The following is an 18,897-nucleotide window of genomic DNA, read 5'->3' as shown; positions in this document are numbered from 1 at the left end:
TTCGTACACGAACGTTATTTGCAAGGAAGTCAGATGAGAATTGTAATCGGTATGACGGGAGCAACAGGTGCCCCTTTAGGGGTGGCTCTGCTCAGCATTTTGCAGGAAATCAAAGAGGTTGAAACTCATCTGATTTTGAGCAAGTGGGCTAAAACCACAATTGAACTCGAAACGCCTTTTTCATCGCGTGAGGTGATGAGCATGGCTGATGTTGTGTATGGCCCGTCCGACCAGGCCGCTACTCTCTCTTCAGGTTCTTTTCACACCGATGGGATGGTCATTATTCCTTGCAGTATGAAAACCTTAGCGGGAATTCGCATGGGATACGCGGAAGGCCTTATTGGACGGGCTGCTGATGTCGTCATTAAAGAAGGCAGAAAACTTGTGCTGGTCCCCAGAGAGACGCCTCTCAGCACCATTCACCTGGAAAATATGCTAGCCCTTTCCCGTCTTGGCGTATCTATGGTTCCGCCCATGCCCGCTTTTTATAACCACCCCGCAGTAATTGATGATGTGATCGATCATGTCGTTTCTCGTGTTCTCGACCAGTTTGGGATTGCCTCGCCAAAGGCAAATCGCTGGAAAGGCCTGAACAATTCTAAGAAATCCCTGAGTATGGAGAGTAAATAATGGCTTTTGATGACCTACGTAGCTTCCTTAAGGCTCTGGACGAGCAGGGGCAGCTTCTTGAGATTGATGAAGAGGTTTTACCCGAACCTGATATTGCCGCGGCCGCTAATGCTACAGGCCGAATTGGTGAAGGTGCACCGGCAATCTCATTCAAAAAAATAAAGGGGTTCAATCATGCTCATGTTGTGATGAACACTATTGGTTCCTGGCAAAACCATGCAATTTCACTGGGCCTCCCAATGAATACCCCAGTGAAACAGCAGATAGATGAATTCATTCGTCGCTGGGACACTTTTCCTGTGGCACCAGAGCGGCGCGACAATGCGCCTTGGTCAGAAAATACCGTTGATGGTGAAGAGATCAATCTCTTCGACATCCTTCCCCTGTTCCGCCTGAACGACGGCGACGGCGGTTTCTATCTTGATAAGGCCTGCGTAGTATCACGTGACCCGCTTGATCCAGAACATTTCGGTAAGCAAAACGTCGGCATTTACCGGATGGAGGTGAAAGGTAAACGTAAACTCGGGCTCCAGCCCGTGCCGATGCATGACATTGCACTTCATCTCCATAAGGCCGAAGAACGTGGCGACGATCTGCCAGTGGCTATTACGCTGGGCAATGACCCCATTATTACATTGATGGGCGCCACGCCGCTGAAATACGACCAGTCAGAATATGAGATGGCAGGTGCGCTGCGTGAAAGCCCGTACCCCATCGCCTCCGCGCCTCTGACCGGCTTTGATGTGCCGTGGGGATCGGAAGTCATTCTTGAAGGCGTGATAGAAGGGCGCAAACGTGAGATTGAAGGACCGTTTGGCGAATTCACCGGCCATTATTCCGGCGGTCGCAATATGACCGTTGTACGGATTGATAAGGTCTCCTACCGCACTAAGCCAATATTCGAGTCATTATATCTGGGAATGCCCTGGACCGAAATTGATTATCTGATGGGCCCGGCAACCTGTGTCCCTTTGTATCAACAGCTGAAAGCGGATTTCCCTGAGGTGCAGGCTGTAAATGCAATGTATACACACGGATTACTGGCCATTATTTCTACAAAGAAACGTTATGGTGGATTTGCCCGTGCTGTAGGCGTACGGGCGATGACAACCCCGCATGGTCTGGGCTACGTCAAGATGGTGATCATGGTCGATGAGGATGTCGATCCCTTTAACCTGCCTCAGGTGATGTGGGCGCTGTCTTCAAAGGTCAATCCGCAAGGCGATCTCGTTCAACTGCCAAACATGTCCGTACTGGAACTGGACCCGGGTTCCAGCCCTGCGGGAATCACGGATAAACTTGTGATCGATGCGACGACTCCCGTGGCACCGGATACCCGCGGCCACTACAGTCAGCCGGTAAAAGACCTGCCAGAAACTTCAATCTGGGTTGAGAAGTTAACGTCCCTGTTATCAAATCGCGGTTAAGGAGAAAGTATGATTTGTCCACGTTGTGCTGATGAACACATTGAAATCATGGCAACATCCCCAGTTGAGGGGATATGGACGGTGCATCAGTGTCAGCATTGCCTGTACACATGGCGCAATACAGAGCCAGCCCGAAGAACGGAGCGGGAACATTATCCTGAAGCCTTCCGGATGACTCAACGTGATATTGATAATGCGCCGGAAGTCCCGTCTGTCCCTCCTCTGTTAGCTAAGTAACTTACTTTCTGGCGGGTCCAGGCCAGGCCCGCTATGCATGATTTGCCACGTTAAAAAATCACATTGTTAACGTCCTGCCTTGAGATGCCAAATATCAAACCTAATCTGCCTTTTCTGGCGTTACAGGTTAAACATGCCCCGATCTCCTGGATTTTGCTTACTGAACAGCAGGTCTGTCATGAGAAAAATTTCATGCTTCTCATTCATTCTTGATGAAAAGGGCTACAAAAATGACGCCCGCAATGCTACATCCACCCGCCAACAGGAAGACCATCGGATAACCGGCTGCAACCGCGATCAAACCTGCAAGGGGGCCACTAAGCCCATAGGCGATGTCCTGAAAAGCGGCATAGCCACCTAATGCCGTTCCTCTTGTTTGCGGAGGAGAATGACGCAAGGCGATAACACCTAGCGAGGGAAAGATTAAAGAGCATCCGGCACCGGTCATGCCTGCTCCAATCAAAGCGAGCATTTGTGTGGATGCTGTACCCAATGTCAGCAACCCCAGGCTTTCAGTTAAAAGCGAAAAAATTGCGACAGTTTTGCCGCCAAACCGGTCCGGGAAATGACTAAAAATGAGGCGTACAGCGATAAACATCGCGCCAAACGCTGTTAATGCCAGTCCCGCGTTCGCCCAGTGCTGCTGGTTAAAATGAAGGGAGACAAACGTACCGAGAACAGCAAAACCAATGCCCTGAAGTGCAAGAGCCAGCCCTGGACGCCAGATTTTGCCGACAACGGACCACAGAGGCAGGCGAACGCCATGTGAGGGGATGACAGCGGGAACGGCAGCATTCAGCGTAAAGGCAATAACAGGCAGCATGACGGTACAAAGGCCAATTGCCCAAAATCCATAATAGTGAAAGAGATAAAGGCCAAAAGGCGCGCCTGCTGCCAGAGCACCATATGTGGCTATCCCGTTCCATGACATGACTCGCCCCCCTTTTTTGTCGCCACTCAAACCCAGCCCCCATGCCAGGTTCCCTGTCAGGATCTGGCTTTCACTGATGCCCAATAGTATCCGGGCGGCAAAAAGGAAGAATAACGTCAGGAAAGGAAAGTGAGCGGCCCTGTCCGCCACAAGCAGCATAAGGCCGGAAAGTGTGCTAACCGCCAACCCCATATGCATCACTTGTTTTGCGCCACGTTCATCTGCATTACGTCCCGCGATCCCGCGCGTCAGCAGCGTTGCGACAAACTGACATCCCATGACTAATCCAACCAGGGTGTCGCTGTAACCAAGAATATTATGGACATAGAGAGGAACGACCGTCAGGGAGAGCCCAATGGTCATGTAGGCAAAAAACATGGCAAAACTGATACGTAACACGTGCAAGGTTGACTGGCGATCGTCGAATACAGCCGTAGATAAACGCATTGGCATTCACCAGATAAATGATTTTTTACTGAATGGCCCTGAATGTTGATCAGGGCCAAATACAGGCTTACGCGTGAGTCGCAGGGCGATCGCTTGCATGCCTGAGCGCAGCCCTTGAATCGCTGTGCCATAGGCGGCGTTGCCTGAAGAGCCACCTGAAGCGTTAGAGAATGTACTTATGTCTTCCAGACAAGCGCCAGTTAGCTGTCCGTCGGGATCTACAGCGATACGGCCAGGGTAAATGACATCTGATTTTTTTGGTCTCCTGACCATAACGGGATACCTTCGAATGTGTATAAAAGAGGGATAAGCCACGATGTTCAACATGAATGATAGAGATTTAAAATTCCATTTTCAACGTAAATGGATTTAAAGTTTTACTGCTGCATGTAATTGAAATCACCCATTACCCGTCTGCGATTGCCTTTTTGTTGGTTTATATTCATTATAAATCATGCATATGTAATTTTTTTGATTTAAAAATAAATATTTCATGTAAAGGTCATTTACGGCTTAAATGTTCCTTTTTGAGATCGTCTTCCCAAAAATGAAAGATGAATTTTAAATGTGTTGATGTTTCGATTGTTTGTTTCATAATCCTATTAATCCATTACCTGCATGCCATTCCTTACCTGCGTTCGCTGGTGAACAACCTTGAAACTGGCAGGCGGATCGAATGGAAACCATCAGATTGACTATGGCCCAGGCATGCGTTCGGCTCATTGATAATCAATACACTGAAGTAGATGGCAACGCGAAGACATTCGTTAAAGGCATTTTCGCTATTTTTGGGCAGGGATATGTGTTGGGTTCAGGTCGGGCGCATGGAGGAGAGTGAGGGGACATCGCTGTCTGTCAGTGACGAAAAGAGAGGGGAGGGCATGTCGCTGGTGCCCAAGCCGGGTATCGCAAAAGAGAGTATTCGCGCTATTGCTGATACGCTGGCGAAAAGAAATGGCCAGGCCTGTCACTACTGATTTATTCAGAAGGAGAAAGGGATAATGAAAGTCGCTTTTGATGTTGACGTCATGAAGCATTTATCAATAACCGGCATGATTCGTCAGGTTTCTGAGTGGGGTTATAAATATATTGAACAATCCCCGCATCCGCGTATCAACCCGTTCTGTAAACATCCCCGAGCTTCCAGAGCGTTGATGAGCGAGTATAAACGTGCACTGAATCAGTACGGGGTGGAACTCCCTTCCTTCATCGCTAATCCACCAGATGTTAATGCCATAATTCACCAGCATAGGGGCATTGGCAAAGGTAAAGTGGATTTTTCGCGTATTACGTGAAATGAATTTTGCAAATCGAAAATTCGAAGTCGGCGGTGAATCCATCATTACCGCATCACTATTATTATATCCGGAAAAAATGAACTCACAGGCCGTCGAAACGCGCAGGATTATCGAAAGAGAACTTTTAGGTCAATCATAAAGATGACATCAGCGCCGGAGGGATTTTTTGTGTGCGGCGTATCCATGCCTGATTTTCTGGAGGCTACATATTAAGAATGACAGTTTAACATTGTTTGTCTTTTACGTTTCTATTTCATTATCTACGCAAATTCAAAACAGTCATTATATGAGTTCACTCAGTCAAACTGTGTGAATTAAACGCAAAGGTAACCGTATGAGTACGAAAGAGAAGAAATATAATCTCGCCTATGTTATGGCGATCTGCACCGTGGCAGCATTGGGTGGCCTGTTACAAGGGTATGATACTTCCGTTATTTCAGGTGTTATTGAGCCTCTCAACAGACATTTTAGTTTAACGCCATCGCAGACCGGTTGGGCGGTATCAAGTATCGTTATCGGCTGCGTATTAGGCGCATGGCTCGCCGGTAAACTTGCCGATAATTATGGCAGAAAAAAAGCCCTGACTATAACAGTATTCTTTATGCTGGTTTCTGTAGCGGGCATGGCATTAGCCACCGACTTTACGATGTTTATTATCTTCCGTATTCTGGGCGGATTCGGCATTGGACTGGCATCGGTTGTGTCACCTATTTATATGACGGAAGTTGCACCAAGGGATTATCGCGGCCGCGTTGTCGCAATGAATATGGTCTTTTTCGTTGGTGGACAGGTTTTGGTGCTGATCGTCAATTATTTGATCGCCAAAGGAGCAGATGAAACCTGGCTGGTGACGGTTGGCTGGCGTTATATGCTTGGATTTGGTGTTATTCCTTGCTTCCTGTATTTAATGTTTATGGCTTTTATTCCGGAGTCTCCTCGCTGGAATATAATGAAAAATCGTGATGCCGAAGCGATGAAAACCTTGACTCGCATCTCCAACCCTACGCATGCCTCGAATTTATTTAATGAAATTAAAGCATCTTTTAATACTGATTCAGTAACGACATCTGTAAAAAATGTACCTTCGATAAAGGGGTTAACACGTAATGCGAAGATGTTCATCATCATTGCGTCAATGATTGCCGTATTCAACCAGTTCACCGGCATCAACGTTATTCAGTACTTTGGGCCAACCTTGTTGATGAATGTCACAAGCAGCATGGAAGAAGCCATGTTTATGGTCACCTGGCTAGCGGCGTTGCAGTTCCTGGGCGTGCTTGTCGGTATTGTCTTCGTTGATCGTGTCGGGCGCCGTATTTTACTGCTGATTGGCTCTTTCGGCACCTTCATCTGTCTGGCGCTTACCTTCCTGACTTTCTATTTTGGTATTAAAGGCTATGCCTCAATCATCGGCCTGTTAGGCTTCATGTTCATCTTTGGCTTAACATGGTCGCAAATCGCCTGGACCGTGGTGGGCGAAATTCTGCCTAACCGGCTTCGCGCAATGGGCATGGGGATCGCTTATGCCTCAATGTGGGTATCCAACTTTATCATTAGCCAGGTTTTCCCGATTATCAATGATAATCCATGGCTGCGTGAAAAATTCCACGGTGGATTCCCGCTGCTGCTGTTCTCAGTATCCTGCCTGATATCCTGGTGGTTCGTAAAACGCTACATTCCGGAAACAAAAGGTGTGGCACTCGAGAAAGTCGAAGAACTCATGAATGCCCGTATCAATAAAAATTCTGTATCCGTCACGACCAGTGATATAAAACATTAATATAGTAAGGACGTAATTATGACTATTCATATTGCTAATGCACCTTGCAGTTGGGGGGTGGATGATCCTAAAAATCCGTTTCTGCCGCCCTGGCAAAAAGTTCTCAGTGAGGCAAATCAGGCGGGTTATAAAAGTATTGAACTCGGACCGTGGACATATTTACCAACGGATCCGGTCAAACTGACGGAAGCCTTAAATAAGGCCTCGCTTTCAATCGTGGCGGGTACAATTTTTGATGATTTAGTCAGTGACAGTAATTTTGATAACATGATTGAGTTGACGCATAATCTGTGTCGAAATCTTTCTAAAATACCCACTGCGGTGAAAGATCACAGCTCTAATTATCCCGCGCCATATCTGGTGATTATTGATTTTGGTAATGCAGAACGCGCTCGTTATGCCGGACATTCAGATAAAGCACCTCGCCTGAGTGCTGATGACTGGCAGCGCATGGTCTCGCATATTAAAGAAATAAGTTCTCTGGCCTGGAATGAATACGGTGTTCGTCCGGTAATTCATCCGCATGCGGGGGGATGTATTGAGTTCTCAGATGAAATTATCAAAATTGCTGAGGATATACCGCATTCAGTTGCTGGGTTATGTCTGGATACAGGGCACCTTTATTATTCTGGCATGGACCCTGTAAGCTGGCTTGAGAGTTATTTCGATCGCCTTGATTATATTCATTTCAAAGATGTGAACGAAAGTGTCCATAAAGATGTACTCAAGCGTGGACTGGATTTCTTTGCCGCATGCGCAGAAGGCGTAATGTGCCCCATTGGCAAAGGGGCAATTGATTATCCCGCAATTAAGAAACTCCTTAACGACTTGAATTATCAAGGCTGGATCACGATTGAGCAGGAACGCGATCCACGCCAGGCTGATGGCAGTCTACACGATGTGACCGAAAGTCTTAAGTGGCTAAAATCAGTCGGCTTCTAACCGGAGATAACATTATGATTAACGGACTAAAACCGCTTAACAGATCTGTTCGTTGGGGAATGGTTGGGGGAGGTGGCACAAGCCAGATTGGTTATATTCATCGTTCAGCAGCCTTAAGAGACAACGCATTCACTTTACTGGCAGGCGTATTAGATATTGATGCTGAACGAGGTAAAGCCTTTGGTGTTCAACTCGGTATTGCAGAAGATCGATGCTATCCCGATTATGCAACCCTGTTCCGGGAAGAGGCGAGTCGTGAAGATGGCATTGAAGCTGTCTCAATTGCCACCCCAAACAATACACACTTTGCTATATGCAAAGCTGCACTGGAAGCCGGTTTGCATGTGATTTGCGAAAAGCCGCTCTGTTTTACCGGCGAGGAAGCAAGCATTCTTGCGGCGTTATGCAGAACCCATACAAAAATCATTGGTGTCACATATGGATATGCAGGGCATCAATTAATTTTGCAGGCGCGGCAGATGATCGAGGAAGGGCTGCTCGGTGATATCCGTATCATTAACATGTCCTTCGCGCACGGTTTTCATGCAGAAGCAGTAGAACTGGATAATCCCTCCACCCGCTGGCGCGTGGACCCTAAATATGTCGGGCCAGGTTATGTTCTGGGCGATCTGGCTACCCATCCGCTGTTTCTGGCTGAAACGATGCTGCCTCAATTGAGCATCACACGGTTGCTGTGCTCGCGGCAGAGCTTTGTCAAATCCCGCGCACCGCTGGAAGATAACGCCTATGTGCTGATGGAATATGACAACGGTGCGGTGGGTTCTATGTGGTGCTCAGCGGTGAACTGCGGTTCTATGCATGGTCAGAAAATTCGTGTTGTGGGTTCGAAGGCAAGCCTGGAGTGGTGGGATGAGCAACCTAACCAGCTTCGCTATGAAATCCAGGGGGAGCCTGTTCGGATCCTTGAACGCGGAATGCCTTATCTCAGTTCGCAGGCTCTGGCTGACGATCGCATCGGGGGTGGACACCCGGAAGGATTGTTTGAAGCATGGTCTAATCTTTATCGCCGCTTTGCGATTGCAATGGATGCAACCGATCGTGGCGACGCGAAATTCCTGGAATCATTCTGGTATCCCGATGTGCACGCCGGTCAGATCGGTGTGAACTGGGTAGAGCACTGCGTCAAATCTGCTGATGCGGGCGGTGAATGGATTGATTTCAATATTAAATAATCATTAACGTACCTGGCCACTGTGGCAAGTGGCCAGGTAATGGGTGAGGGCTTAAAACCACCAGTATTCTTACCCTCTCATAACGCCACTCCCGCTTAGTAATCCCCACCTGTATCAGAGACAACAAGGCCTTAACGGTGATATCTGCCCTCATCAAACAAGCCCGGAAATGAGCTTTCGAGCGTTATAAAACATAAACACGGGATCGGAGCGCCGAACTAACCCGCCGCACCCGATTTACTGTAGAAACAGACATCCAGATTTAGGTCTGTGATCCCTAAGCTCCCGCGCGATGTGGCTCAAATGAAATGACGAACAGATCCCCCAGACAACACTTTCCAAAAGGAAGCGACGCATCTGTTCCCCCCTGGCAAAGATTAAACCCTGTTGTCAGGCAGCTCAGCGAAAGGCCGGGAAATGCGCCAGGCTCTGAATTCCCCGGAGAGCGTTTTGACCAATGTGTTTCATCCGTTGATTGAACTCACAGCCAGAAGTGAACCGATCAATTGCTTTCTGCCTGAACACCGCGATAAGGGCGACTGAGTTGCGGTGTACAAATTTCAGAGGCTAAAAAGGGAACGCCTCAGCTGACTGAGAACGTCGCGTGGTCAGAAAAGTGTTTCTTTAATGGTGATTTCGTCCACCCGGAGGATTGAAGACATGTCGAAACCTTTCATGTCTGACATGAACGCCTCGCTGCTCATGTATTTCTGATTGATAGCCTGTATATCGGCTCCCTCCTGATAGGTCACTGTTGCAATGACCTGACAGTTTTCTCCCAGATAGACATCATTGACATAAATATCAAAAGCAGAAAGAGAAACCCTGTGTCGGGGCCAGTGTATGTGAAAATAAATTTCTGCTGACTGGCTGTCTTTGAGTGTATAAATCCTGACCTGTTTCATCTTGTCCATCCTGTTGTGAAGGTGTTCATCAAGGCGGAAAGTCAAAGCATACCCACTTCATTTCTGGGAAATTAACAAAAGACCACTTTTCACTCATGGCGGACATATCTAAATTGCTTAATAAACGCACTAACATCTGATAAACGCAGGATTAACCTAATCGTTCGTTATCAGACATGATCGAAACGACGCTTGTGATGTGTTTGTTGAACTATTTTAGTAATTGGGCCGAATTTTTAAGGGCAATACTGGAGCTAAATCCTGTTTCAACTATGAAATTTTATTTTAAAACCATCGGTGGGAAGGCGAAGGCAAAAATATTCGGTATGCACTCATGTGTTTCGACCTGATGCCGATATTCATCATATCTGCCGCCAGAGCAGATAAGCCCTTACTTACTGCTTCTTTCTTCTGCAGCTCCCCGCCCTGGGGAGTTTTTTCTGCTCAGAACACTTTTTTCGGAACAAAATGACCGCTGCGACCACCCAAATACCGCAGGAATCACGGTCAAACAATTTCCGCCCTCCTCCCAGAGCGGACACTGCATGAGCGATAAATTGCTTAGCCCCGGTGTGCGGGGTTTTTTTTACCTGTAATACCGCGTCTTTTGAATGTCGCAGATGCATTCCGGACTACTTATCTTATGGAATAAATGCCCCCGGTCAAACAGCAAAGCAGACCGGTCTTTGTGTCAGAAACGTGACGCTTTCATGTTATTTTGATTAATACTGAGTGTTTTTCTGCCGATAAATATTCTGCAAGTTTAACTTAATAACATCCGTTGTTAACGATCAGTCACTTATCACAGCAGGGTATTCCGATGACTATTACACAGCGTTTGCTTCTTAGCTTCTCACTTCTTTGTGCTGCACTGGTTGCGATGGTCATTGTGGCCGTCACGGTGGTCGGCGGCTTTCAGTCCCGTTTTCAGTACGTGCAGGAAAATACCATTCCTTCACTGCTGGATATCGGCAAAATGGTTGACGGCAGTAATTCCCTCATTCTCTGGCTCTACCGTCATCAGAGCGCCACGGACCCGCAGCGGCAGGCCGGGGTTGAAAAGGAGATTGAAGCTACCATCAGCAGTATCAGGTCAGTGAATCAGTATTACCTTAAAAACGAGATATCGAATGAAAAAGACCGCCAGATGACCGAGGCGTCTTTCCGCACCCTGAAACGCATTGAATCCACACTTCCGGCATTTCTGGCGGGCTCCCGCGCGCAGGACGATGCGGTGGCGCTTGGCGCGCTTCAGGGCAGTGACGGCGTGGGTGCTGCCGCCCGTCAGCTCATCGCCGGCTATCAGAAGCAGCTCAGGCTAAACGTGGGCCTTGCGGATGAACTGCGTAAACAAAATGACCGGACCTATCAGTCAACCGTCTGGGGCATGGTGGGCGGTTCCGTGACGGTCATCCTTATTCTCGCCTTTTTCGCGCTCAGAACCATCTTCGCCATCCGCCGGCAGCTGAACAGCATGCGTCAGGTCATGGAAACCGCGAGCGAGCATCTTGACCTGAGCCTGAGGGCGGACGAAGCACGCCAGGACGAGATTGGCCTGACGGCCAGAGCGTTCAACCTTCTGGCGGATAGCATGTCGGCATCGCTGTTAAAGGTGGAAACCTCAGCGCAGTCGGTCAGTTCCGCGTCGGCACAGATTTCGGCAGGCAATGAGGATCTGTCTTCCAGAACTGAGGAGCAGGCAGCTTCGTTGGAACAGACCGCGGCCAGCATGTCCGAACTCAGTGAAACCGTTCGTCAGACCGCAGAAAACACGCGGCTGGCAAGCCAGTTGGCCAGAAATGCACAGGAAATATCAGAAGACAGCGCCGGCCGGGTGCGCACGTTGCTGAGTACGATGGGCGATATCAGAGGAAGCTCTGCAAAAATCACAGATATTATTGCGCTGATTGAGGGGATTGCTTTCCAGACTAACATTCTGGCGCTGAACGCCGCGGTCGAAGCGGCGCGTGCGGGCGAGCAGGGTCGGGGCTTTGCTGTTGTTGCCGGTGAGGTCCGTAATCTGGCGCAGCGCTCATCCTCCTCCGCTCGCGAAATCAGGGCGCTCATTGAGTCATCAATGGGCTTTGTAGAGGCCGGTTCAGCGCAGGCCGAAGGTGTGGGAGACAATATGTCCCGCATGAATGATGCCGTGCGTCAGGTCACTGATCTGGTGGATGAAATATCTGTTGCCGCGGGCGAACAGTCTCAGGGTATTAGTCAGGTGCACCAGGCTGTCAATCAGATGGACGATGTAACGCAGCAGAACGCCGCGCTGGTCGAACAGGCTTCTGCCGCATCTCGCTCGCTGATGGAGCAGGCTGCATCACTGAATCAGCTGGTGAATACCTTTATCCTTGCGTCCGCGTCAGAGAGCGGAAGGGCTTCGTGCAACCCGGCTCTTGTATCGGTTCAGTCCCTTTCTTTAGGAAGCGGTCCCGTCGTGGCAGCTGCCGGAAACGACAACTGGCAGCGATTCTGAGGATGATACCTGTCAGGACTGTGATTGCGGCGAAAAAATATTCGGTACGCACTCACGTGTTCCGGCCGTCTGCCGATAGTTATTTTATCTGCCACCAGAGCAGGCAGAATAAACACAACATGTATTCCATCTGTTTTTTGCGACTCCCCAACCCTGGGGAGATTTTTTCCCTCATGCATTCAGTAAATTAACAGAAGCTTGCTGAACGAATGAACATTATGTCCTTTATGACAGAGACAGAATACTAACTCAGAAGAAATACATCATCTAATGATGACTGATAACGGGGCCAGTAAAACTGAATTTTTAGACTGCATTAATCATATGTCAGGGCGTGGAATTTCTAAAAGCGGTTGAAAATAGCAAATATGTTTAAAGTGAAAGATCTAAGGCGGGGATAGTCAGTCATATTTCAGGAGACAACAAGTAAGGATATGAAACCACATACCATTAATTCTTCAGTGGTCAGGCTTGTGCATTATGACCCTACAAACGGTCTCCTTGAACTAGAATACCATAATGGAACCAGTCGCCGCTGGTTTGGTGTTCCAGTCAGGGTTTATCATACTCTCTGCAGTGCAAAAGATCCTGATGCATTTTTTCGTACATTTATCAATCAGTATTATACTTCATTGCGTGGCAAAATCAGCTTCTAATACAAAGTTGTTGTAATGTTACATTTTTTGCAACAGTTTACCTTCATACTTCGTGGGCGAGTTCATAAGCCAGAAACAACAGTAATAATTCTAAATTGATATAAAAAAAAGCCCCGCTAGTGGGGCTGAGCAAAAAAACGCTCTATCAGTTTCCCTTTTGAAAGGGAATCGGAGTTTTAAACTGCATCATACATCGAGATTCTTAGTGGAGCCTGAACGGCATTTGTTCCAATAAAAAAATAATATCTATGCGTTTACATTTTTTGAATTGAGAAAATGCATCAAATGCATCAAATGCATCAAATGCATCAAATGCATCAAATGCATCAAATGCATCAAATGCATCAAATGCATCAAATGCATCAAATGCATCAAATGCATCAAATGCATCAAATGCATCAAATGCATCAAATGCATTATGAGTTAATAGCTTTAGAGTTGAAAAAGTAATGCCGTGCTACCAATTTTCAAACTTACCTAAAACAATTGCATCAGTTTCTTTTAATGTAAAAATCTGTATGCATGGAACCAAATGGTAATCAGGGACACAAAAAATTGCAGGTCTTTAAATTCACTCAATCTCGTCTACCCAAAGCGAGAGCTGAGAGAGCGCTTAAATTGCTCAGCCCCAGTGAGTGGGGCTTTTTTTAGTTCATCGCGCTTTACCGAGCTATGCTGCTTTGATTTTCAGGACTAAGCAGGCGTTATCCTGTCACCCCTAGGCCATCCGCTTTATCACCTTGATCCTGTTGTTTATTTCTTCCGGTACGCTCGTGTTAAGTTCGTGCGTCACACTGAATAATACCCAGATATCGACTAAGTTTATCGGCTGAACTGCTTCAGCGCCTTTATTCCGCTTTCCTTTGCCTGTCTGAACCATACCGCCCATTTCTAGCCCGCCTCCTTTTCATTTGGGGCACACCACAGTTTCTTCAGGGCAGCTTTCACCATGCAGACGAGATTTAGGTGATGATTGACTTCCAGTAACTCTGTAAGTCTGACCTTATGCCCTTCAGACAGGTTTCACGGGTTAGGCAGCAACAGCCAGCAACTGCGTTTTATAATCTGTCGTGACTTCGGGTTATCACGAAATGCAATTGCATTGTCTACACTTACCCGGCTAATGACTTCACGACCGAACTTTGCGACCACGTCAAACAGGTCACAGACCACATTCGCCTGAAAGTAGGGTACTATCACCCCCAGACCGAAGGCGGTATTCATGTCCATCGCAGCGGACTCGATAGCGCCGCATTCCTCCGCTCCCCACAGTACCTGTTGTATATCCGCATTAGCCACGATAGTGGCATAACGGTGTCCCTTGAACAGGGTAAACGCATAAAGAGAAAATAAGTGGGTATAGTTTCTCGATAATTTCTACTTATTCACCATATGTTATGGTGCTAACAAGCTAAGGTAATAATCTATGAAACTTTTAGTATCCATTTTTTAACTGGTGTTTTAAGTTTCAGGTTTGTCTCGGATTTCGCATGGTAAAGTGAAATAGATATTGTTGCTATAATAATTAAAAATAGGTAAAAGTATCTGTTATCTCCTTAGGATGCAGAATTTGAATGTATTTATCTGTGTGTAAGTCGTTAAAATCTCCTTGATTTTGAATGAATTTTTATGCGATTATACCCGGTTATCTTGATTTGCAACTCTTTTCGAAATCTAACTTATAGCTGCTCAATGAAGATCCCTCCGGGCGCAGGGGCATTATCTATTGCGATGTTGTGCACGCAAGTTATATAAACGGAAAAAATAACCGGATGCGGCTTGAATTTTCCTGCTTTCAGCTATCGGTAGTCATGCTATACTTTCCTGAACCTATAAGCATAATGCTGATCGCTCCAAAAAAGAATAGCGCCTCGGTTTCAAGACCCCATGCACCTACTTTTGTAACCGTAAAAAACCTATCTATTCCTACCAGGAGTGTTGCAATGAGAATGTTAAATGCATAAATAAGTGCTGCAGGTCGTGTCATCAATCCCAGTATAATGAAAATCGGAGCTATAATTTCGCCTGCAAAAACGCCATAAGCAATAAATCCGGGGATTCCTTTCGTTTCAAGTATAGCTGAAATCCATTGAGTACCGTGAAGAATCTTAGCTATTCCATGAAACATAACAAGAATACCAAATGTCAATCTAAGAAGGAGCTTGCCAGCATCAGGGTGGTTAGTTAACTTGTTAAAAACGGTAATACCTTTTATCATCTTTTCTTCTCCATTAATTAGTTTGAAACTATTTATAAACAACTTTCTGAAAAAAAACTTAACCTTATGAGGTTTTTTTAATTATCTTTTTATAGAAATAATTTATTTTCAATAACTTAATGGTTTTTATAGGGAAATATCAAGCCAATAACTTGATCATGACTGAAGTATTCAAAACATGCTATGAGTGAAAATGTCACACTCCTTAGAAAAGTATAAGAGTGGTAAGTTTGGGATAATTAGAAAGGTAACAAAGTGCTTTTTTTTAATGTTCAGTGATAATCGAGAGGTGGCGTTATTTAATATTTTCATTTTTGTTTTGGAAAAGTCTGTCTCAAAAGCATGGCTATCAGCGCGATGGTGTTGTAGGGCGGTAGTGCTTTTAAAAATAATTATTTAATCAAGCGCGCATGATTAAGGAAGGCCTGATGATTGCTAAAGTATTTTTGTTTTCAAGCATGTATGTTAATTCTTCCAGAGTGAGTGTATTTAAACCGGATATATCTTGCAACTATTTTATCTTTTGATAAGTTAGGGTCCTAAAAATATGATTGGTGAATCAATGTTAGTTAAAAGATGTCTGATTGTAGCCGATATTTTCAGGTTATGGTGCTTCGTTTTTTAAAGTTTCTAACATTGTGTAATGTCATTACGATGGCAGTTGTAGCATAAATAATAAGAATAATTGCTATTGCTAGCATTGCCCTAAATGCATAACCCTTGAACAAAAGCATTCCAGTGATACAACCGCTTAAAAAGCATACTATTGTTATCAAGTGAGTGCATAGTTGCTTATAAGCGAAATATCGATTGCAGAGTGTTTTTGGTATGATAAACGACCATATATAGGTACCTAAAGCAATGCCTACATCAGTAATAGTGCCTGTAATGTGAGTAGACCTAACACGCCCATTTGAAAGTTGTGTCGAGGTCGTATTATGTAGCCCCATCATAAAAGCCATAGTAGCCAGTAATCCACTATTATGAAGTGGAGAATAAAATAAGCTTTCAAATAGTGATGCTGTAGCAAGTATTACGCCCTCTAAAATTAAAATAATGCAGAATATTGTTCTTATTTTAAGCATCTCGCCCAAAAGAGTTATTAATCTCGCCATTGTGCATCCAGCTAAAAATGCAGCAATTAATCCAATAAGGAGGGTCAACTTGCTAAAATTTGAGGAAAATACTTCTGCAGATATCTGGGATGTATTCCCACTCATGTGTGATGGAAAAATACCAAATGCACAAAGCGCCATCGTGTTCAGCATTCCGGCTGTTGTTGCCATTGTCAATGCAAGATGTCGGTCTTCTGAGTGTGACCTCATTCTTTTCTTTCTTACCAGCATATTGTCTTCCTGTAATCTTATTACTATAATTCTATGTGGGTTTTTTATTACAAAGGTTCCAATTTATTTTTATATGGAGTTTGCGTAGTGCTTTGAAGGGCTTTTGGCCAAAGTGAAAATAAAGCCTTGATAAATTCTTGATGGTTAATTTTCTGTAGTGATCTTTTTTGAGGGTGGATTAATATAATGTCTCAATATAGTTATGCATGAAATAAGAATTTCATAAGAAAATACCGTATTTTAAAATGGAATCTTATAATTGGATATTATTTTTTAACTGGATTTATATTTTTACGAGGCCGGAGTCATACATGAATGTGGATATAAATTTTACCAGTTTAGTGAGTCCGTTAATGTGTTTTTTCTTTATTTTTAATTTATTTCTATTGGTTGTTGGGGTTGTTTTTCCTGTAATTTTAATCTTCATTTCGTATTTTTCGGCGGCTTAGCTACATTGTTCTTAAATGCATTTTTAAAAGTCATTATAGTTATAATTCCTAAAGTTAATTTTAGGTTAATATTTATATCGGGTTTTTTCTGAAGATCACAATCTCATCATCATACTTAGTGATTTTTCAGCCATTTTTAATAATCGCTGTATTTGGTTTGTGTTGTTAATGAATGCATTTATTAATTTTTACTTATATCCTTATTTTATCGATCTACATTACTTAAAGTCAGACTTTAATTCTGATGATAATACAGACTAAACACACGCTTTGTGCCAGAAGCGAACGTTGCTAATAACAGTTTATGTGCATCAATGAAGAATATTTTAGTAGAAAATTTTCTTATAGTCATGATGAGATAAGAACATCTGATTGCAGACATTTCATCAGCCACCTAAAGCCGAAATGATTGATGAAACGCCTTTGAAAGCAGATCGACAGCTTCATCCCCACACGATGCGGCACTTAGTATGAACACGATGTTATGGTCAGGAATAGTAGGCATATTATTCAAGAGTAAGCATGCTGCCAGATACCTTACCCCGATCGATCAAACTTACCGCCAATCCTGCTTTGACACACGTCTGGACCGCCTGACTTGAATGGCTCTCGAGTACAATACGCAAACGCCGACCCGAAGCTTTTAGGGAGGCTGTTATAGCCTTGCGATAAATACATGACGCGGTTTAGACAGCCAGAGGCAAGGGGTTTTCAAACGCCACGTCAGTGTTCAGATGTTCCACCCTGACGGGTGTGATTGACATTGGAAACTGGGCATCGGGGCGGGTATGTTCTTTAGGCTGGACGACTACTGCCACATCCAGTTTTCCTCGCTTCATCCACTCTTTAAGCTCGTTACTGGACTCCATTTTTAACGCTATTACAACGTTCTGCCACGCCGCGGTTTGGCTCGCTTTTGCATTAATTACGCCCCGGCATTACTGGTCGTGTTCTGGCGATATGTGTTGTTAACCCTGCTCCTCTAAGCCTTTGTGTACAAGTCCTTGCTGAAATCACCTCTTCGGATGCTAATTATAAATGCCGGGATCGGCCTGCTGGCCATGGTCAGATACATGATCGGTGTGAAAAAGGGAATCGCATTGGGTGTCCTGGCCGGACTCGTTGTCCTGTGCGCTGAACTGCTTACGCTAGGAATGGCGCTGCTGGTGGCAGCATTTTGGGGAACGGTTAGCTTTAAGGTCTGGCTTGGTCTACTCACGGGGTTGCTCGGCGTGGTGTGGGTGACCCACAATGTGCTCACGTTTGGCAACGCTCCGATCTGAGCTTACGGTTTGCCCGTGGCGGGGATGCTGTCGCTTGCAGTGGCAACGCTTTGGCAGAAACGCAGTAATGACTCAGAGTCAACGAATCTGTTATCCAATCTCTGGCTGCAGTGTTTCGTCGCGGCGATTGTCTTCTCGGTTATTGTAGGCACCCAGGATGGCCTTCCTCCGATTCCCACATTAGGTCTCAGGATTAGCGTGTTATGGACGGCGACTGTGCCAACTTTTGGTGGCTACGGTCTCTACTGGATTTGTCTGCGCCGGAGCTCAGCAACCCGCATTAGCACTGTTCTGTATCTCAGTCCACCTGTCATCATGATTTGGGCATGGGCTATGTTCAATGAGCCCCTCTCCTGGCTGATAGCTATCGGGATGGCAATTTCATCTGCCGGAATCTGGATGGTCATACATGGCGAGACGTCAGATAATGCCTCTCTCTCATGAGCCACCTTATTAGTCTAATTCGCTAAATACCCGGCCATGACTCTTAGAATATAAGTCTGTGACCTGATCTACAGGGGGTAATGCGTAGCGATATCTGCAATGTCCGCAGATCGCTCTGAGCCGACGTTCATTCTTTTAAACTGGCGCAAACTTTCTCTGTACCTGACGGACATCAAACGCAAACGCTTACCCGCACGCATCGCTAATAATAATCCCGGTAATCGCTGAAGCT

17 protein-coding genes and 4 pseudogenes are annotated in these 18,897 nt (G+C 45.6%); 14 read left to right on the top strand and 7 right to left on the bottom strand.

What is annotated here, in order from left to right; all coding sequences use genetic code 11:
* Positions 1–33: 33 nt before the first annotated feature.
* Genes NXS97_RS04440 through NXS97_RS04430 form a run of 3 tightly spaced genes read left to right on the top strand, consistent with a single transcriptional unit; the run spans position 34 to position 2,294 of the window.
* Positions 34–630, top strand: coding sequence for a non-oxidative hydroxyarylic acid decarboxylases subunit B (locus NXS97_RS04440; protein WP_014606031.1), 597 nt, complete (start codon positions 34–36; stop codon positions 628–630).
* Complete coding sequence (locus NXS97_RS04435) at positions 630–2,057, top strand: non-oxidative hydroxyarylic acid decarboxylases subunit C (RefSeq protein WP_015700477.1); 1,428 nt, start codon at positions 630–632, stop codon at positions 2,055–2,057. The genes NXS97_RS04440 and NXS97_RS04435 overlap by 1 nt, the downstream gene beginning before the upstream one ends.
* Positions 2,058–2,066: 9 nt before the next feature.
* Complete coding sequence (locus tag NXS97_RS04430) at positions 2,067–2,294, top strand: non-oxidative hydroxyarylic acid decarboxylases subunit D (RefSeq protein WP_013025504.1); 228 nt, start codon at positions 2,067–2,069, stop codon at positions 2,292–2,294.
* Positions 2,295–2,493: 199 nt separating this feature from the next.
* Here NXS97_RS04430 and NXS97_RS04425 read toward each other — a convergent pair whose 3' ends face one another.
* Together NXS97_RS04425 and NXS97_RS04420 are read right to left on the bottom strand one after the other, a co-directional pair.
* Entirely contained in the window at positions 2,494–3,672 is a 1,179-nt protein-coding gene (locus tag NXS97_RS04425) for an MFS transporter (protein WP_116219680.1), read from the bottom strand.
* A gap of 90 nt (positions 3,673–3,762) precedes the next feature.
* Positions 3,763–3,945 (bottom strand): annotated as a pseudogene (locus tag NXS97_RS04420) (hypothetical protein); the annotation flags it as partial.
* A gap of 403 nt (positions 3,946–4,348) precedes the next feature.
* Between NXS97_RS04420 and NXS97_RS23285 the strand changes: the two are divergent.
* From NXS97_RS23285 to NXS97_RS23280, 7 genes and pseudogenes are all read left to right on the top strand, one after another.
* Positions 4,349–4,495: pseudogene (locus tag NXS97_RS23285) on the top strand (hypothetical protein); the annotation flags it as partial.
* 1 nt (position 4,496) lies between these two features.
* A complete protein-coding gene (locus tag NXS97_RS04415) occupies positions 4,497–4,649 on the top strand; it encodes a hypothetical protein (protein ID WP_200286949.1) in 153 nt (50 codons plus the stop codon).
* Positions 4,650–4,673: 24 nt separating this feature from the next.
* Positions 4,674–5,109 (top strand): annotated as a pseudogene (locus NXS97_RS04410) (hypothetical protein).
* A 195-nt stretch (positions 5,110–5,304) separates the two neighbouring features.
* A complete protein-coding gene (locus NXS97_RS04405) occupies positions 5,305–6,750 on the top strand; it encodes a sugar porter family MFS transporter (protein ID WP_014593545.1) in 1,446 nt (481 codons plus the stop codon).
* 18 nt (positions 6,751–6,768) lie between these two features.
* On the top strand, positions 6,769–7,692 hold the full coding sequence (locus tag NXS97_RS04400) for a sugar phosphate isomerase/epimerase (protein ID WP_015700472.1): 924 nt from the start codon (positions 6,769–6,771) through the stop codon (positions 7,690–7,692).
* Positions 7,693–7,706: 14 nt separating this feature from the next.
* Positions 7,707–8,885 carry a Gfo/Idh/MocA family protein gene (locus tag NXS97_RS04395; RefSeq protein WP_024471205.1) on the top strand — a complete coding sequence of 393 codons (1,179 nt, stop codon included), beginning with the start codon at positions 7,707–7,709 and terminating at the stop codon, positions 8,883–8,885.
* Positions 8,886–8,968: 83 nt separating this feature from the next.
* A pseudogene (locus NXS97_RS23280) lies at positions 8,969–9,364 on the top strand (IS30 family transposase); the annotation flags it as partial.
* Positions 9,365–9,493: 129 nt separating this feature from the next.
* Here NXS97_RS23280 and NXS97_RS04390 read toward each other — a convergent pair.
* Positions 9,494–9,790, bottom strand: coding sequence for a hypothetical protein (locus NXS97_RS04390; RefSeq protein ID WP_078828623.1), 297 nt, complete (start codon positions 9,788–9,790; stop codon positions 9,494–9,496).
* An 820-nt stretch (positions 9,791–10,610) separates the two neighbouring features.
* Here NXS97_RS04390 and NXS97_RS04385 point away from each other — a divergent pair.
* Both NXS97_RS04385 and NXS97_RS04380 read left to right on the top strand, forming a co-directional pair.
* On the top strand, positions 10,611–12,269 hold the full coding sequence (locus NXS97_RS04385) for a methyl-accepting chemotaxis protein (RefSeq protein WP_116219684.1): 1,659 nt from the start codon (positions 10,611–10,613) through the stop codon (positions 12,267–12,269).
* Positions 12,270–12,703: 434 nt separating this feature from the next.
* The gene (locus NXS97_RS04380; RefSeq protein ID WP_105077404.1) at positions 12,704–12,925 is read left to right on the top strand and encodes a KTSC domain-containing protein; all 222 of its coding nucleotides are present in this window, start codon (positions 12,704–12,706) and stop codon (positions 12,923–12,925) included.
* Between the two features lie 1,023 nt (positions 12,926–13,948).
* On the opposite strand, the gene NXS97_RS04375 is transcribed toward NXS97_RS04380, so the two are convergent.
* The 4 genes from NXS97_RS04375 to NXS97_RS04360 all read right to left on the bottom strand — a co-directional run bounded on the left by NXS97_RS04375 (position 13,949) and on the right by NXS97_RS04360 (position 17,807).
* Positions 13,949–14,224: a transposase gene (locus NXS97_RS04375; RefSeq protein WP_159103407.1), complete on the bottom strand. Its 276-nt coding sequence runs from the start codon at positions 14,222–14,224 to the stop codon at positions 13,949–13,951.
* 496 nt (positions 14,225–14,720) lie between these two features.
* The gene (locus tag NXS97_RS04370; protein ID WP_042677351.1) at positions 14,721–15,143 is read right to left on the bottom strand and encodes a DoxX family protein; all 423 of its coding nucleotides are present in this window, start codon (positions 15,141–15,143) and stop codon (positions 14,721–14,723) included.
* A 599-nt stretch (positions 15,144–15,742) separates the two neighbouring features.
* Positions 15,743–16,489 carry a YoaK family protein gene (locus NXS97_RS04365; protein ID WP_105077407.1) on the bottom strand — a complete coding sequence of 249 codons (747 nt, stop codon included), beginning with the start codon at positions 16,487–16,489 and terminating at the stop codon, positions 15,743–15,745.
* A 1,135-nt stretch (positions 16,490–17,624) separates the two neighbouring features.
* Positions 17,625–17,807 carry a hypothetical protein gene (locus NXS97_RS04360; protein WP_181460500.1) on the bottom strand — a complete coding sequence of 61 codons (183 nt, stop codon included), beginning with the start codon at positions 17,805–17,807 and terminating at the stop codon, positions 17,625–17,627.
* 156 nt (positions 17,808–17,963) lie between these two features.
* Between NXS97_RS04360 and NXS97_RS04355 the strand changes: the two genes are divergently transcribed.
* Both NXS97_RS04355 and NXS97_RS04350 read left to right on the top strand, forming a co-directional pair.
* Complete coding sequence (locus NXS97_RS04355) at positions 17,964–18,221, top strand: hypothetical protein (RefSeq protein WP_228525999.1); 258 nt, start codon at positions 17,964–17,966, stop codon at positions 18,219–18,221.
* Positions 18,222–18,245: 24 nt separating this feature from the next.
* Positions 18,246–18,665 (top strand): DMT family transporter, encoded by a 420-nt coding sequence (locus NXS97_RS04350; RefSeq protein WP_246874086.1) that lies wholly within the window; start codon positions 18,246–18,248, stop codon positions 18,663–18,665.
* Positions 18,666–18,897: the final 232 nt, after the last annotated feature.

This window comes from Pantoea sp. B623, from assembly GCF_024814475.1.
In the GTDB taxonomy this organism is placed as follows: domain Bacteria; phylum Pseudomonadota; class Gammaproteobacteria; order Enterobacterales; family Enterobacteriaceae; genus Pantoea; species Pantoea ananatis.
Note: the sequence above shows the minus strand (reverse complement) of the source record. Positions and strands in the feature narration are given on the sequence as shown.